A 16503-nucleotide genomic window follows, 5' to 3' on the forward strand; every position below is an offset into this window, starting at 1 on the left:
GGGATAGTGGACAAATATCAACAGAGGAATCGAAAAATAGAATTTTCTTTGTTTTCAAAATAATACTGAAAATTAGCTCTTAAATAGTAAGGACATGTCAAGAAGTAGTTAAATAGAAAGGAATTGATTTTATGCAATCAAATAAATACTGTCAAGATTGTAATGCGAAAATGCGGACTGTTTTAGATAAAGTCATTTGTCCTCATTGTAATCCGATTATTACCACAATGCTGGAAATCTCTAATACTCATAATGTAAGCGTTGGTGATGAATTAGATTTAGCGCTAGACTTCGAAACAAGTGGAAAAATACTAAATGAAGCTGGGAATGTAATTGGAACCATATCGAAAGACATTCTCACACAGCTTAAACAGAATAGAAGCTTTTCTTTTGAGCCTCTTGTTTTTCAAAAGGAAGAAGATTTGATTTCGATATTCTTCTATCCACATAAAATTAATAAGGTATCAAAACCACTTACGATTCAAGCAAATTCAGATGAGAGTAAATTTGAAAAGGCAAAAAAAGCAGTAGCAGAAACAATCCGGAAGCATGCAGAAAAGAAACACGATGATTTTTACGATGAACGAGAAAAAACTGCTGAAAAAGTAATTAATGAAAGAGAACATGAGGCAGATGCGATTCTTAACGAAAATATTAGTGAAAAAGAAAAAGTGCAAAAAATTACGATTTGGGCATCTGGTATTTGTGCCGGCATCGCGATTCAGCCGATCCCATTTGCCGATATCTTTATCCTCACACCGATTCAAGCAGTGATGGCATTAAAAATAGGACAGGCAAAGGGAATCCCTATTACAAAAAAGGATGCTCGTTCCATCATAATAGAACTTGGTGGAGTGGTGGGAATGGGGTATTTAGCTCAACAAACAGCGCTGCAGCTTCTTAAATTTATTCCTGGTGGATCCCTTTTTACTATCCCTTACGTATTTGGAACAACATTTGCCATGGGAAAGGTTTGTGAATACTATTACGATGCACAACTAGCTGGAAAAACCTTTTCCAATAAAGAAGCGAATCAGATTTTTAAACAAATGCTAAAGGAAGGGAAAAAGTTCTATGAAAAATGGAAACGAAAGGATGAACAATAATCATCCATATCGCTATGTTTTTCGGTCTCATATCGATTCTATATCAATACTTACTGTTAAAGCAGTGCTTGAATTACGACAATTCGACCATTTAGATACATTAGAATCCCAGCTTGTCGTGGAAGCGATAAAGCGTTCGACGAATGAATTATCCACCGATGCTAGTTTAGAAGAGGTTAGTGAATATGTGCAAACCATTCCAGAAGAAGGAATAGATGGCTTTGTTAACAATATTCAAGGGATTTACCATGAACTGTATGCCGCTGATATTGAGAATAATGATGGAGACGAATGGGTAATAGAGGTTCATGAAGATACGAATGCGGTGGGTAGTGATGCCATTCTACGAAACCTAAGTACAGGAGAAGAAATTGAAATCCAATATAAAGCGACGGATAATCCAGCTCTAGTTAGCACCCATTATGATAAAAACCCTGATATTCAGGTCTATGGACCCGATGAGCTAGCAGCAACGGACGAGCGTGTCATCGGCGATGGAACAAGCTATCCACAATTACGAGAGGATACGATTGAAACGATTGATACTATTCGTAAATCTGATCAGACTTTTGATGGAATGGGGCCTTTAACGGTTGTGCTCACTCTTTTAGAAGCAAAACCTGTTATCCAGCAATACATAAAAAAAGAAATTACATTCCAAGAGGCCGTCAAAAAACTTACGCTGATAACAGGTCTAAAAGCAGCAAAAATAGGAGCTATTTTACTTTTATTATCAAATCCCATAACAGGTGTTCCGACATCGGGTATACTTCTTGGAAAGCTTGCCATTGAGTTACATAAAGTAAATAAAAGCATTTCTTAAATTGTTATAATATGTAGAAGTAGAGGTAGTCGTAATAAAGTTATTCCTCTCATGAAGTTTTTGATCGTTGAAATGCCAGGCACTTTGCGATGGATAAGCTGCAATCAACAGAATCATATTGTTACGCTGAAAGGGCGCTATAAAAACCTTTTAGTCAGCTTTATTATAAATTAATGATGTTTCCACCCAATCTTTGGTAATGGTTCGTGCAATATCATGCTAAAATTAATTTATAATGATAGCGATATGGAATGAGGGGATTTTTGATGTCTAAAGAAAGTAAAGTCGCTACTTTGTCAAACCGTGCACGGTTATTTTTATTAATGGAAATTTTGCAGAAATATACAGACGAGGATCACCAATTAACAATTCAGGAAATTGTTGAAAAGTTTGAGGCTGATTATGGATTTGAGGTTAAGGTACCTGGGATAAAAAATGATTTAACTGATTTAGAAGATTTGGATTTTTTTCCAAACATCTCTTATCAAAAAGCGAACGGACTACCAAGTTACTACAGTTATCATCATCGGCATTTTGAATTTCACGAACTACGTTTAATGATTGATGCAATTTCCTCGGCAAAATTTATTACTAAAGAAGATACTGAAAAAATTATTAACAGTTTAAAAAAGTTTACTAGTAGTTATAAAGCGGAACGTCTTGAAAACAGGATTTTACTTTCAGAACATTCAAAATCCGAAAACAAGCAAGTTAAATATATTATTAGTGATTTACATGATGCTATTACATCACACACAATCATAGAATTTCAATATGGCCGCTATAATATGGAAAAACAATTTGTGTTAAGTAATAAAGGGGGAGTATATCGTGTTAAACCATATGCCCTTGTTTGGAATAATGATTACTACTATTTGATTGGTGAATATATGCCCCAAAAAGAAATACGTCATTACCGGGTAGATCGTATTCATAATTCAATTATCAAAACGAACGAGACTTTTCTGCCTAATCCGTACTTTAATATTACAGATTATACAAACAAACTATTTCATATGTATTCTGGAGAAGAAACAACAATTGAAATGGAGTTTTCTAATGGTTTAATTAATGTTGTAATAGATAGATTTGGCAGAAACGCAGATATTCGTCCGATTGATAATTCAAGATTTAAATTATTCACAAAAGGGATTATTAGTGAAGGTTTAGTTCGTTGGATTTTAACTTGGGGAAGTGACGCTAAGGTTTTGTATCCACCCAAGCTTGTTGAGCAGATAAAGCAAGAAGCGGAGAAATTTTATAAGATATATCATTAGTTGCTTAGAGCCTTGGTGATGTTTCAAATTTAATAAAATTAAATAATATTGAACTACCATTTTAACGACAAAGAAGCCTGGATTTATAATATCACAGGTGTTTTTTTTACCTGTAATAAAATTATGGCCGGTTGCCTTATTGACTAGCATAAAATTAAAGTATCAAACAATTTACCAAATAAAGGGTGATGCTAAATGATATTTTATCCTGCTGGACACTTAAGAAAAGAATTGGAGGTTACGGCAAGTTTTTATCAAATCAAAGTCAATAACAAATTATCAATGTAGAAATCATGCTCTCATAAAACGAAAAGGAACTAACAATCAGAAACCAGATGCTGTCATCATTATGGCTAACCCAGGAAGTTGCAGTCCGAAAAATCAATATTTTGAACCACCTGTTATTCAAAAGTATCCTGCAAATGGTGCTTATGTTGATGTTAATGTTGATCCAACACAATACCAATTAATGCGCTTAATGAAGATAATGAAATGGAATCTGATTTCAATAATAAATTTAAGTGACCTTTGTTCTGGGAACATGAGAGATTTTAGTGAAAAACTTAATGAGCTTGAACAAAATTCTTATGACAATCACTCTATTTTTTCAGAAGAAAGAGTTGAAGAATTAGAGAAGGTGTTAATGGATTCTAACCCAAAAATAATCCTTGCATGGGGTCAAGATTCAAGCATTCGTAAAATGGCATGTGAGGCCATTAAAAGATTAAAAGAAGAATATCATATTGTTGGATTACCTTCTCCAAATAGTAAGTGTGGATATCGTCATCCTAATCCTATGCTAAAAGAAAAATGCATTGAGTGGATTGAAGACATGTGCAATCTGTTACCCCAAGATACTACTGTAGAAATTTTGTCACAGCAAAATTAGTTGTCTTAATATTTTATACAAATCAAAGTATCCACCCCGTATAAAATTGTGTCAGGACTACACACATAGGACACCTATAATGTTATTAAATGGTGTTAGGGGAGGAGCAGATATGGGGTGGTTTATTTTTTTCGGTATCTTGATGTACTTCTTTTGGCAAAGGGAAAATTACGAAGCAGACGAGTTCGAACGACGTGGAGAAACAATTGGAGAAGAAAAAAGGGAAAATGGATATATTTATTTCAATATTGGCGATATAGATAATAATGAATACTGGATTTTAAATAGGAAATATGAACCAATCTATTACGTTAATGTTTATGAAGACGATGACACATATGAAATTGTAATTGAGGACAATTTTAGTATGGAAGCTCTTGAGTCAGAAGAATGTGAAGCAGAATTTGAAGCGATATTGTCTGCAAAGTCATTTTATAATTTTTATTCGAGCTATGGGACAGTAATTATGAATTATGAGCAAATAGATACATTAAAAATGATCATGCGAGCAGATCGATATTTCGGAGAGCGTTATGAAGTGTATATGGAAATATTAGGGGAGAGTGAATGAGATGACAAATGACTGGCAGTTAATTGTAGTGGTTGGGGCTGAGGGTGGCACGATTAAGTTACTTGGAAAAGAACTTTCGTCAGGGGACTGGATTTTTAGAAAAGCAGTTAATGAAATGAGTTTTGATGATGTCGATGATGAACCAATTCAGCTTGAAAAATTATCAAAGGGAGTTCGTACTCTAAAATCTACACTAATTAATAACTCTGGCCAAGCAGACTCATGGGCAGAAGCCCTCCAACTACTTGACCAGTATCCATGGCCGAGGCTAATCCCTCGAGAAATCCATCCTGCATTTGGAAAGCGGGTCTGGGTTGCACTGCAGAATAAATATAAACAGGCGCATAAAAACGAGTCAAAATCTTTCCGATTAGATCGATGGGCAAAATATTGTTTTCCAGGTTATGCAAAGCAAGTAATCACCCTTGCTACTTGGCTTCAAAACTCAAATTATACAACTATACTAACAGGAGCTGGAATGTCTACTGAATCTAATATTCCAGACTTTCGTTCTAAGGATGGATGGTGGAAAAATATTGATCCAAGAACGGTTGCAACTATTGAAGCCATGGAAAATAACTATAATTTATTTCATGAATTTTATAGTATGCGAATTAATGGATTAAAAGAATGCCAACCTCATAGAGGTCATGAAATATTAGCTGAGTGGGAGCATAAAGGACTTATTCAAGCTATAGCAACCCAAAACGTGGAGGGTTTCCATACCGCTGCGGGGAATCGCCATGTATATGAACTACATGGGTCCATCCGATCATTTCGTTGTGCCAATTGTTCTAAGCAAATAACCGAGGAGCAATTCTTAAATAAAGAAATCTGCAACCAATGTGGCGGCAACCTGCGCCCTAATGTCGTGGTATTTGGAGAAAGTTTACCCGAGGCTAGCTGGAGGGATTCAATCTCTCATATTCGTAAATCAGACCTGGTAATCGTAATTGGAACTAGTCTTGAAGTCTACCCAGCTAGTCGGTTGCCCAAAATGACAAACGGAAAAACGGTGTATATCAACTTCGAAGTGGATGAACAAAACTCTAGCTTTGATCTTACTATTAAGGGGAAAGCGGGGGAAGTGCTGCAGCAAGTGGATGAGTTGGTAAAATAAATAAAAAGGTAAATATTTTTAGAAAGCAGGTGTTTATATGTTATTTGAATTAGATGTTATTGATACTGTGTGTCATGAACTTGAAAAACATGGATATGAAATCGTGAGCCGTAAAAAAGAAATAAAGCATTCCGGAAAAGATATTATTTGCAAAAAGAATGGGGAAAAAGTAACGAGAATGCTATATATTGAAGCAGTTGGCGAGACGAGCTCAGAATCATCATCAAAAAGGTATGGTAAACCGTTTGATAGAAGTCAAGTAAAAGTTCATATTTCAGAATTGCTATTTGCGGTAGCCGAAGCTATGTCAATGTCGAAATTAGATATTTATGATTATAAGGTTGCTTTTGCAATTCCTGACAATAATGATCATAGAGATTTCTTCAATAAAATATCGCATTTTTTGGACTCTATAGGAATTGCTGTATTCTTTGTTAAAAGTGGTTTTGTGAGTGAGATAATTAGTACTTGGGAGCTCTAAATGATTGTATACTTTGAATTAATATAAGAAATAAGAGGAAGATGAAATGGATGTTTGAACGAATATTTCTATCGAGAACGCCATGCTACGGTACATGCCCAGTTTATGAGGTTGAGATCCTCCAGGATGGTACTGCGAAATGGCTGGGACATATGCACGTATTTCATATGGGTGAAGAAGAATTTAAAGTTTCTAAAAGCAAAATTAAGAAATTAGAAGCGTTATTAGAGGAATTCGATTTTCGATCTTTTATATATCCGAAACCGGATATATTTGCAACAGATCACCCATCCTGCATAATTCATGTCATGTATAGGGATGGTTTTATTAAAGAAGTGGATCATTATTTAGGAGATATGGAAACGAATACAGAAGAGCGCAAACATTCTCTTCATAATCTTGATAAGTTTGAAAGGAAAATTGAGCAGATCATTGGATTACGTAATTATATCAAGCACCGACCACTTTTTCTTTTCCATTTAAAGTCTGCGAATTATGAATGTGTGGTATCTGCTCAAAATGAAAAGGCAGCTTTTGATCTTGCGGAAAATAGCTATGAAATAGGTGATTGGGATATTATAAAGATTGGTAAAGATACAACGGGAGTAGTAATTCCTTATGTGGTGATGGAAACGAAAACAGGAAACTGACACCAATTAAAGATGGACAAAAGGGAAGACCTTTGATTGATTTAATCATAAAATCTTTCTAACCAGTAAAAACATTTAAAACATTGCCCACCTTTTTTGCAAAGTTGTACCACCGAAAAAAAATAAATGTGAATACTTTTCAGAGGAGGTTTTTATATGGACTATTTTTTGGCTATTATAAGGATCGGCCTGATGATCCCGATGGCTTTTATTACACAGTGTATTTTGTAATAATTCCAATAAGGATATTGAGGAATTATCCTATGAAACTGGTGGTTTTATGACGGATGATGAAATCATTCAATCATCACGCCATCATGACGTATTGGGGAAGGTACCTGCTAAAAGTTTTCTGGAAATAGAACAGGACGATGAAGGTTCCTTTGACTTTGTTATTGACTTTACCTTTACCATGAAACAAGGGTCTGGAAAAACAAGTAAAATGACATTTATTATTAGAAAATATTTAAGTGGTGCAGTAAAGCCATTAAATCCTCTTCCAATACTTAATAAATATGGTTATTTAATTAAACCAAGATAGGGTGAGTTCAATGTATCCAGTGTTAAACCCGAAATTTTCTAATAGTTTTGAAGGGTTTATCTTGTTTTGGGAAGACTTCTATGCATACAGCCCGAAACATGATAAGGGAAATGAATTATATTTTGAGAATATCTATAAGAGAGCGTTCACAGAAGAGGATATAAAGGAGTTATTTATTTGGAAAAATGGGATGAAATTAAGTGGGAAAAAAAGTGAATTAGTGGGTAGGATTTGTGAGGAAATCGATTTAATTAATAAATTAAAAGAATCTAATCCAGAAAGCATAATACCTCAATTTATGAAGTTTACGGGTCGAGAAGGTGTATGGAAAATTTACTTGCTACACATTATTAGGCCTGATTATTACCCCATCTTTGACCAGCACACCTATAGAGCCTATCAATACATAAAAACTGGATTAATTCGAGAAATTTCTGAAATACATGAGGACATGTTTGATTTTTATTTGCAAATCTATTTGCCTTTTATTCATTCAAAATTCGATTCCATTTTAACTGTAAAAGAAAAGATAAATAAAATAGGAAAAATTGATCGGGCATTATTTACTTTTGGGAAGTTTTTAAATAGTAATTTTGCTAGATTGCTCGGCCCCGCTTTGGATTTTAAATTCTTTAAGACCCTTTTCTCATCTGTATATGCCATTAATAAAAATGATTATTCGCCTGACTTGAAATACTATTTATGTAAGAATCCCGAACAAGAGGCAATTGTTGAGAAATTATTAAATGAAAGAGATAACTATATGAAAAACGCTAACTATAACTTGCGTTGGGAAATGGGCTATTTTTTGATGGAGAACTTCAAAATTAAATTTGAGCAATCGGAAGGTTCTGAGCTTATTTTTTCACTTTGCTGCGCTATTAAAGATGAGTACTCTTTATCAAAACAGGAAGTAGGACAATTATTTAATGAAATTGATCATTTGCAAAAAGTCTAAATGACAAAACCAATGATTCTCGTATTTAAATCACCTTTAAAGTATCTCGTTGGAAATCTCGGGGCTTTGGAGGCTCTATGCATGTAAAAGGAACAGCAGGTGCTCTAGATAAAACATTAAGGCATAATTCTTTTCCTGATAAATTATTTGCTGGGGCGTTGGAATTGGTGGAGTGAAATTATTTCCAAGAGGTACTAATGGAGGTGAGAAAAAATGGGAACGCACACTGGGAAAACAAAAGATTACTATTTTAGCTTGTTTAAAACAGAGAAAGCTAGAATGTTAGCAAGTGAAATAGATGAGTATCTTTATAATGAAAGTCCTTATAAGGATGAAGTTGAAGACTATCATGCAAGAAATAATAATGGGGTTCGCACAGATTGTATCGGCTATGTAAGTAAGAAGGGATTCAAATTTGCAACTATCACCATAGCTAGAAATGTATGCTTTGTCCTTCATCTAGGAAAAAAGCTTCATACAGAAACAGCAAAGTAATGCAAAAGGAAATAGATGAATTACTTGGTCATATATATGAAAAATCTGATGGGATAAAACTAACTCCAGGTGAAGTGTACATAGGCTAGAGTGGCTAGATAATTTAGAACAAATAGTACCATTTATTGATAAGGCTTACATGTTGAGGTTGCAGAATTAGTGGAACAAATTATATAAAATCTACCTAGAAAAACGAATGGTAAATATCTATGGCACCAGTCGATAATTCTTTGTGCATGCCTCGGCTGGAGAAGTTAGTTTCGATAGGAGGTAGTTGCATGGCACGGGATAATCAGAAAAACTTAGTTCAGTTCTGCAGAGAACTCGGTTTAATTGTTAATGAGATACTTAATAGTAGTAATGAATTGTTGTCTGCCCTTGAAGAACTGTTGGAGCTGTATCGACCAAAAACGCAAGAAGAGGCTAATGACTTTTTCTATATAAAACTCAAATTACCAGATTCTGTGGGCTTGCTTTGTGATATACGAAACGTTGCTATGCCGGATGATGACGTATTTTGCGACTCGGTAGCACAACTAAGTGATATAAGTCCTTGATGTAGCAAAACGTATGGTCAGTGCCAACGTAATAATCAATGACATTATTGCCATGTATTTCGAACCCCGCGATAATAATATGTATATTCATCTCTACCTAACTATGCTGAATTCCGTTTTTAATACTATGTCCTATATGCATAGAAAACTGGAAGAACTTCATAAGGAGACAAGCCAATTATGGCCAGATCTAATAGTTTCGGATTATGATGAAGATGAGGAAGAAGATTCAGTTTTACCTGGAGAGGTCGAAAGTTTTCAAAATATGAGAGCCATACTCATTAAAGCTTTTACCAAATATACTAATGAACATGAATCAGAACGCATGTCTGACTTCTTCTTGGCAATTCAAGATTATCTTGAAGCCTTTGCAAAGGGAGTTGAACCTGATATGGAATTCGATTTTGGCTTTGTATGCAACTACGATCCCCGTGAAATTAGGTATATAGATTTCCATTTTGAGCTGGGAATGCTTTAAGTATCATCTGTTGGAAGTACATATAATAGATTTGTCGGCAGTGACAGCTTTACGGATTGGATGTATAGCATAGGGCTAAATGGATGGGATGAAGGTAATAATAATTGTAATTTTATGCAGGTACTTGAATTGGTTTATTCAGGCGCAAAGTTAAATATTTATGGACCAGACGAGTATATTGATTACGAGGATGATGAATAAATCTTACGAATGTTAAGTATGTAGTATGAAAAATAAGAGTGTCAAATAAAAAAATACCAATAAAAAATCTGCAGACACTTTAAAGTAAGGATTTGCGGATAATGCCGGTAACTATTGGGATTGCCTCCCTAAAAATTGAATTAGCGAACAGTCATAGTGACTGCTCGGTAGGGAAAGCAGGCAAAACTATTTCAACTCCATCACAAAATTAAATCACTTCACAGAAACTTTACATATAGCTTACAGAAAACCCCATAAACTATTTTCTGAAATTTTGAAACAAAAAAACACTCACAAAAATGAAGTGACCCCATAAAGTTAGACAGGTTATTTCGATTAGGCAGTTTGTAAGGTCTGGACTCGGTATTGAACCGGGCTCAGGCCTTTTAGTTTTGTCTTAATTCGTTTATGATTATAGTAATCAATATATTTTGCTAGTTCTAGCTTAAAGTGTTCAACACTTTCAAATTCTTTTAGGTAAAGAAGTTCTGATTTCAGGATACCAAAGAAATTTTCCATAACAGCGTTATCGTAACAGTTTCCTTTACGGGACATACTTTGCGTAATGCCACGTTCACTAAGGGTATGATGGTATTTTTTCATTTGGTAGTGCCAGCCTTGATCTGAATGAATAAGGAGTGTATCATCGTTTGTTAATCGTTCAAAAGCTTGATCTAACATGGTTGAAACTAGTGAGTAGGTTGGTCTTGAACCAATTGTATATGTAATAATTTCACCATTATATAAATCCAAAATTGGGGATAAATATAGCTACTCTCCAAATAATTTAAACTCCGTAATATCAGTAACCCATTTCTCATTTGGTTTCCCAGCTTTAAAGTTACGGTCTAAAATATTTGGAGCAATTTTACCACTGTTCCTTTGTAAGATTTATATTTTTTCATACGGACAAGACATTTTAGACCTAGTTCTTTCATGATGCGTTGGACTTTTTTGTGATTTACTTTATGTCCACGATTTCTAAGATCATCACGAATACGACGATAGCCAAACCGCCCTTCATTTTCATCATAAATAACCTGAATTAATTTTTTCAGTTCTGCATCTGGGTCAGGCCGATTGAAGTTTTTCACCCAATAGTAATAAGTACTGCGGGGGATACCTGCCAGCTGAATAAGAGCTATCACCGGAAATTGCTGCCTTAGTTCATAGACTACTTGCGCTTTGTCTTGTTTGGTGATTTTTCCTTGTTTTGAACTAAGGCATTCAACTTTTTTAAATAGGCATTTTCCATACGTAAACTCTCTAATTCTGCTTGTAAAGCCTCTACTGATCCTTCTACTAGTGATCCTTTTTGGGTATGTTTCTGATTTTCTTTTTTCATGGATAGATGCCCCTTTTTCTTTGATTTTAGGGCGTCTTCTCCTCCTTCTTCATAAGCTTTCAACCATTCGCGAACCCTTGAAGGAGAAGGGATATTAAAAATGGCAGCTGTTTCATTTATGGACGTCCCATTATCGTTCATATAGTTTAGTACGTCTAGTTTATATTGAACTGAATAGTTTGTATAGCGATTCATAAATGCTTTGTCACCATGGAGTTCATATTGTTTTACCCAATTTCGAAAAACAGCGCCATTTACTCCGATTCTATTAGCAATTGTTCTATGTCCTTCAATTCCATTTATATATTCAATTACTGCTTTTATTTTTTGTTCTGCTGTAAATTTAGCCAAAAGAAAAGCACCTCCAATTGTTAGATTTTTGTGTCTAACAATTGGGGTGCAGTTCAAAATATTGAACAATGTGAGTGTTTTTTTGCTTTTTTGTACTGGGTAGGTTATTAATAATTTTTTATCACTATTTCAATTTCTTCATCTTGATTTTCTAGCTTTGTATTCACATTGTTAACCACGTAGAGTTATAATTTTAATGATGGAAAAAGTATCTAGATATAATTATAGATTAAAATAGAGTTGTTGTGACATTTCAACAAGCATTATTTATAGCAAGATATTCAATGTTTTACTTAATATATACTATAAAGAGGATGGTCTATTCTATGGATAAATCCAAGTTAAATAAACGCATATCTCTTCTTTTACACAAATACGAGGGCAATTTGTTTTTTGGAAAGGACATTAAGAAATTACTTAATAGAATAAATAGTATTCAAAGCAGTATTGTGGTAGTCGGTCAGTTTAGTGTTGGTAAGTCAGAGCTCCTTAATGCTTTGTTGGGGGACACATTATTAGCAGCGCGACGGATTGAATCTACGAAAGTTACAACAAGGATTCAAAAGTGTGATACATATGAACAACGGAAAATCGTGTTGTATTTCAAAGATGGAACCATCAAGGAACTTTTCAATCAAGATGTTAGTGATTTGGATCAATATACAACCTTTCAGGGCGGTACGTTAACGGAGGAACTTACTTATGTTGACATCTACTGGCCGTTGAATTTTCTTAATCATGAGTTAACTTTGGTGGATACACCTGGGGCCAATTCTTTAACCGATACGGCCTTTCAAGTAACGCAGACGGAACTTGAAAAAGCAGCTTCTGTTTTATTTTTATTTAATGGGCAAAAGGGCCTGGATCAAACGGATTTTACTTTACTTAAAGATTTGATTAATCGAAAGAAAAAAGTGTTTCTTGTTGCCACCCATATTGACCGATTAACGGAGGATGAAGTAGAAACAGTACAGGAGAGTGTGGAGCAAAAGCTTTGCCAAGTAATTGGAGAAGCAGCTTCGTTAAAGGTCTATCCTGTATCATCGACTCTGGCCCTACAGGCTAAACAACGGGGTGATGACTCTTTATTAAAGCAGTCAAGGATAGAGGAACTGGAACAAGCGTTACTGACCTATATGGCCAACCAGGAGTACCTTTCTTCTGAACTCCATTCGATCCAGTATGATTTAGAAATACTGGAAGCTTCCATTATGGAAGTGGAGGAAGAAGAGCATGCTGAGATTCAGGAAAAGGAAAAGCAAAGGCAGCTTCGTCTGCAACGGCTCATCCTGTTAACAAAAAAGGAATATGACCATGTCAAAGAATATGGTTTAGAGTTGTTAGATTGTCGGGAAAAACGACTGACAGGGCTGTTGGAACAATGGAAAAAGAACATTGATGAAAATAATAATAAATATAAAAAAGAGATTGCCCAATCGTTTCGTGTGTTTCGAAAGCATATCATTCAAGAAATGAAAACAGTGGGCTATACTAGTGAGGATTTGAAAAAGGACTATCATCAACAAAATGAAGAAATGAATGTCCGTTATCGAGACATGATTGGGGAGTTCGAGGAGTCTATTGGGTTGTTGCACAAGTTTGTTGAAAAAGTAATTGATGAAGAGGATGATTTGTTTATTGAAAATCTCGAAGGGAGTGATCAAAATATCCGGATCCATTGGCCAACCTTTCGCCAACAAATCAAACAAATCGAAGCAAACAAGTGGAAGATTGATTATGATACCGATCTTTTCAATAATTATGAACGGGATGTCAAAGAGCTACAGGATTACTATAACAAAAGGAAAAACAAGCTACATCGTATTAAAAAAGAACGAAAAAGAGCCCAGGAAGAATATGAAGAATCGTTGCGAATATCGGAAGAAAGCTATAATCACAATTTGAAAAGGATGGGACCTAAACCGGCACCAATCGAGAGAACAGAAGACCGCGGCATATTATTTTGGAAAAAGAAAGTCGTTGTCGGTTATGACTATGCCCCTGAACGAAGATGGAAAGCTGACCTTCAGAACATTCAAAGAGAGTACGAACAATCAATTGAACAACGAATGCAAGACTTTGAGGATTTGACATCAGAGTTGAATCAAAATGAACTGCAGCTCACTCATGATATAGAGCGGATACAATCTGAAATAGATCATTTAAAAAGTGGATTATTTGATGAAATAGTCGCAGCTATTGAAGACCAAAAAAAGGTGGCCCAAAGCTTTTACAAGCAAGTGGAGGATGAGATTGCAGCATTATGGAAGGGGCAAGAAAATCATATCATCCGTAATTTTACGAATCATAAGAATGAAATCCGTGAACTATTTATTCATTTTGTTCACGCAGCATTACAAACAGAACTACTAGCTATGAATTTAGTTGAGAAGGAAGGAACACTATGAATCTACGTGAAAAATGGAATGAGCAATCGGCAAGTATTGATCACCAATTTGAGCAGGCGCTGGCGATTGCGAAAGAGTCGAAGGGACTTTTTTCTGATTATTTAGTCATTGAAGAGGAGCAGATGGTTCTCGAAACCCATTGGGAAAACTGGAAAAACAACCGTTTTGAAATTGTTGTGGTTGGTGAGTTTTCAACGGGTAAATCAACCTTTATTAATGCTTTGTTGCGAAAAGAAGTGCTGCCAAGTAAAGTAACACCAACAACAGCCACAATTAATTTTATTCGTCATATAGAAGAAGGCGATGGTATTGAAAAAGCGGTGATTACCTTCTTTGATGGAACGAAACAAGAATCCTCATTTGACCAGCTGGAAGAGTATGTAACGGAAATGAGTAAAGTGCATAATGTGGTCGAGGAAATTTCTTATGTAGAGCTTTTTGTTGATTCCCCTTATTTACAGGATGGGGTTGTCATCGTCGATACGCCGGGCTTGCAAGCCTTACACCCGGAGCATGAAAGAATCACCAAGAATCAAATCAAGAAGTCGAATGCTAGTATTCTTTTATTTAATATGGAACAGCCGGGGAAACGGTCGGAATTTATATTTTTAAAGGATTTGTCAGACTCGATAGAACGAATTTTCTTTGTTGGTAACCGCGTCGATGGAGTGCCTGAAGATGAGATTGATGATGTGATTGAAACGTTGGAAAGTGCACTTCGGGATAATGAATATCAACCGATTCCAAGTGAGCATGCCAAGCTTTACCCGATTAGTGCATTACAGGCACTGAAGGGGCGGGACCAAACGGTTAAGACAAAGCATTGGATTGATTGGTCAAGTGAGAAATTAATAGAGGCTTCACGCTTTCTCGATTTTGAGCAGCGGTTGGAGGACTATTTATTCAATGGGGAAAAAACGAAAGATTTGCTCCGTGCACCATTCCAGGCCCTGCAATTTTTTTATCAACAACTACAAGAAAAAATCAACGAAATTGAAGTGGTGATTTCTGGTGAAATTACTATGGAGGAATTGCAGAAGGCAAAAGAAAGGCTGACTGAGGAAGTGGAGCTGCGCAAATTACTGCTGCAGGATCAACAGCGTCATCTGAAAAATTTATTTCAAGATGTTTTATATGAGCATGAAAAAACCTTTAATGAGCGTAGAGAGCAGGTTATGCACGATATCATTGAACAAGTAAATAAGATAGAGTTTATCGAAGAATTAGAGGAAGAAGTACCAGAGGTTATCATGCGAATGAATGCAGAGTTTCAGCAGCTTGTGGACCGAGGGTTACAGGATTTATCACATCAGCTGGAGCTGAAAATGAGAAGAGAAATCGATGATTTTGAATTAATAATTGATGGATATTCAAAGGAATCCATTCAAACATTAACGGATCTCGAAATCAATGTGGCCCCAACGAAAAGGGCAGGTCAAACCGAGAGAGCAATGGAGGTATTGGAGGAGAGATTTGCTGAAGAGGCTGCAGCGCTTGAAGAACAAAGGCAGCTATTGAAGGAAAAACAAAAGCATCAGCTTGAATATGAAAGTATGAAAAAGCGCCAGGAATTACGTAGGGGCACAAATCAAAGGGAAGAAAGCTTCTTAGATATGTTGGTGAATAGTACTAGTGCTACAAAGAAGGAATATGGTGTGATTAAAAAAAGAACACTTTGGTTTGATAAAAAGGGCATAATTGATGTCCCAAATGAGGAATATGAAAAACTGGTCAAAGAAAAAAGATTATTAATGAAGAAAAATATTGAGGAAGAGCATAAGCAATTTGATGAAATGAGTAAGATTCATCGCGAGATTGCTTCCAACGATTCTGAGTTCGATAGTATCGAAGATTATTATGAGGCCAAGCGAGATCTTCAAAGGCGAAAAGAAGAAGAAAGAATGAGAAGGTTACAGGAAAGAACAAAAGTAGAGGAACGACAATTGAAAAAAGAGCAGAAAAAAGTGGTTCGTGAAATTGAAAATGTTTTCGAAGGGTTACGCCGTGAATATCGTTCACTCTTAAGAGGGCTTGATGCTCTAAAGCTAGCCCAACAAGGCATTGAAAGCTATATTCAAGAAAAAGATGTTGAGTTACATGTGAAGGTTAAAGAATTGGAAGCCAAAGAAAGATTACTTAATGAAAATGTACAAAAGCAAGAAGCCTATCGGGAACATGCAGACATCATTCGCGGAAAAGTAGAAAAGGAAACGGAACGGATTACAAATCTACTATTAGAATGCTATTAAACG

Annotated in this window: 15 protein-coding genes and 1 pseudogene; 15 read left to right on the forward strand and 1 reads right to left on the reverse strand. The window is 35.5% G+C overall.

Annotated elements, in window-relative coordinates; translation table 11 throughout:
• The first annotated feature begins 131 nt into the window (after window positions 1–131).
• The 13 genes from ACNQFZ_RS19900 (at window position 132) to ACNQFZ_RS19960 (ending at window position 9946) form a co-directional block, all read left to right on the forward strand.
• Window positions 132–1106, forward strand: a complete 975-nt coding sequence (locus tag ACNQFZ_RS19900) for a YcjF family protein (protein ID WP_458413035.1) — start codon at window positions 132–134, stop codon at window positions 1104–1106.
• Window positions 1075–1929 carry a hypothetical protein gene (locus tag ACNQFZ_RS19905; RefSeq protein WP_458413036.1) on the forward strand — a complete coding sequence of 285 codons (855 nt, stop codon included), beginning with the start codon at window positions 1075–1077 and terminating at the stop codon, window positions 1927–1929. Before ACNQFZ_RS19900 ends, ACNQFZ_RS19905 begins: the two co-directional genes overlap by 32 nt.
• Window positions 1930–2195: 266 nt before the next feature.
• Complete coding sequence (locus ACNQFZ_RS19910) at window positions 2196–3206, forward strand: helix-turn-helix transcriptional regulator (protein WP_458413037.1); 1011 nt, start codon at window positions 2196–2198, stop codon at window positions 3204–3206.
• A gap of 349 nt (window positions 3207–3555) precedes the next feature.
• Window positions 3556–4095, forward strand: coding sequence for a hypothetical protein (locus ACNQFZ_RS19915; protein ID WP_458413038.1), 540 nt, complete (start codon window positions 3556–3558; stop codon window positions 4093–4095).
• A gap of 112 nt (window positions 4096–4207) precedes the next feature.
• Window positions 4208–4666, forward strand: a complete 459-nt coding sequence (locus ACNQFZ_RS19920) for a hypothetical protein (RefSeq protein ID WP_458413039.1) — start codon at window positions 4208–4210, stop codon at window positions 4664–4666.
• A 1-nt stretch (window position 4667) separates the two neighbouring features.
• Window positions 4668–5786 (forward strand): SIR2 family NAD-dependent protein deacylase, encoded by a 1119-nt coding sequence (locus ACNQFZ_RS19925; protein WP_458413040.1) that lies wholly within the window; start codon window positions 4668–4670, stop codon window positions 5784–5786.
• Window positions 5787–5823: 37 nt separating this feature from the next.
• The gene (locus tag ACNQFZ_RS19930; RefSeq protein WP_458413041.1) at window positions 5824–6267 is read left to right on the forward strand and encodes a hypothetical protein; all 444 of its coding nucleotides are present in this window, start codon (window positions 5824–5826) and stop codon (window positions 6265–6267) included.
• A 50-nt stretch (window positions 6268–6317) separates the two neighbouring features.
• Window positions 6318–6917, forward strand: coding sequence for a DUF6438 domain-containing protein (locus ACNQFZ_RS19935; RefSeq protein ID WP_458413042.1), 600 nt, complete (start codon window positions 6318–6320; stop codon window positions 6915–6917).
• Window positions 6918–7197: 280 nt separating this feature from the next.
• Entirely contained in the window at window positions 7198–7458 is a 261-nt protein-coding gene (locus tag ACNQFZ_RS19940) for a hypothetical protein (protein WP_458413043.1), read from the forward strand.
• Between the two features lie 190 nt (window positions 7459–7648).
• Window positions 7649–8416, forward strand: a complete 768-nt coding sequence (locus tag ACNQFZ_RS19945; protein ID WP_458413044.1) for a hypothetical protein — start codon at window positions 7649–7651, stop codon at window positions 8414–8416.
• 213 nt (window positions 8417–8629) lie between these two features.
• The gene (locus tag ACNQFZ_RS19950) at window positions 8630–8911 is read left to right on the forward strand and encodes a hypothetical protein (RefSeq protein WP_458413045.1); all 282 of its coding nucleotides are present in this window, start codon (window positions 8630–8632) and stop codon (window positions 8909–8911) included.
• A gap of 278 nt (window positions 8912–9189) precedes the next feature.
• A complete protein-coding gene (locus tag ACNQFZ_RS19955) occupies window positions 9190–9468 on the forward strand; it encodes a hypothetical protein (protein WP_458413046.1) in 279 nt (92 codons plus the stop codon).
• Between the two features lie 13 nt (window positions 9469–9481).
• Window positions 9482–9946 (forward strand): hypothetical protein, encoded by a 465-nt coding sequence (locus tag ACNQFZ_RS19960; RefSeq protein WP_458413047.1) that lies wholly within the window; start codon window positions 9482–9484, stop codon window positions 9944–9946.
• A 537-nt stretch (window positions 9947–10483) separates the two neighbouring features.
• On the opposite strand, the pseudogene ACNQFZ_RS19965 reads toward ACNQFZ_RS19960, so the two are convergent.
• Window positions 10484–11843, reverse strand: a pseudogene (locus ACNQFZ_RS19965) (IS3 family transposase).
• 326 nt (window positions 11844–12169) lie between these two features.
• Between ACNQFZ_RS19965 and ACNQFZ_RS19970 the strand changes: the two are divergent.
• A complete protein-coding gene (locus ACNQFZ_RS19970; RefSeq protein WP_458413048.1) occupies window positions 12170–14251 on the forward strand; it encodes a dynamin family protein in 2082 nt (693 codons plus the stop codon).
• Complete coding sequence (locus ACNQFZ_RS19975) at window positions 14248–16500, forward strand: dynamin family protein (protein WP_458413049.1); 2253 nt, start codon at window positions 14248–14250, stop codon at window positions 16498–16500. Before ACNQFZ_RS19970 ends, ACNQFZ_RS19975 begins: the two co-directional genes overlap by 4 nt.
• Window positions 16501–16503: the final 3 nt, after the last annotated feature.

This window comes from Schinkia acidoalkalinis (assembly GCF_054301215.1).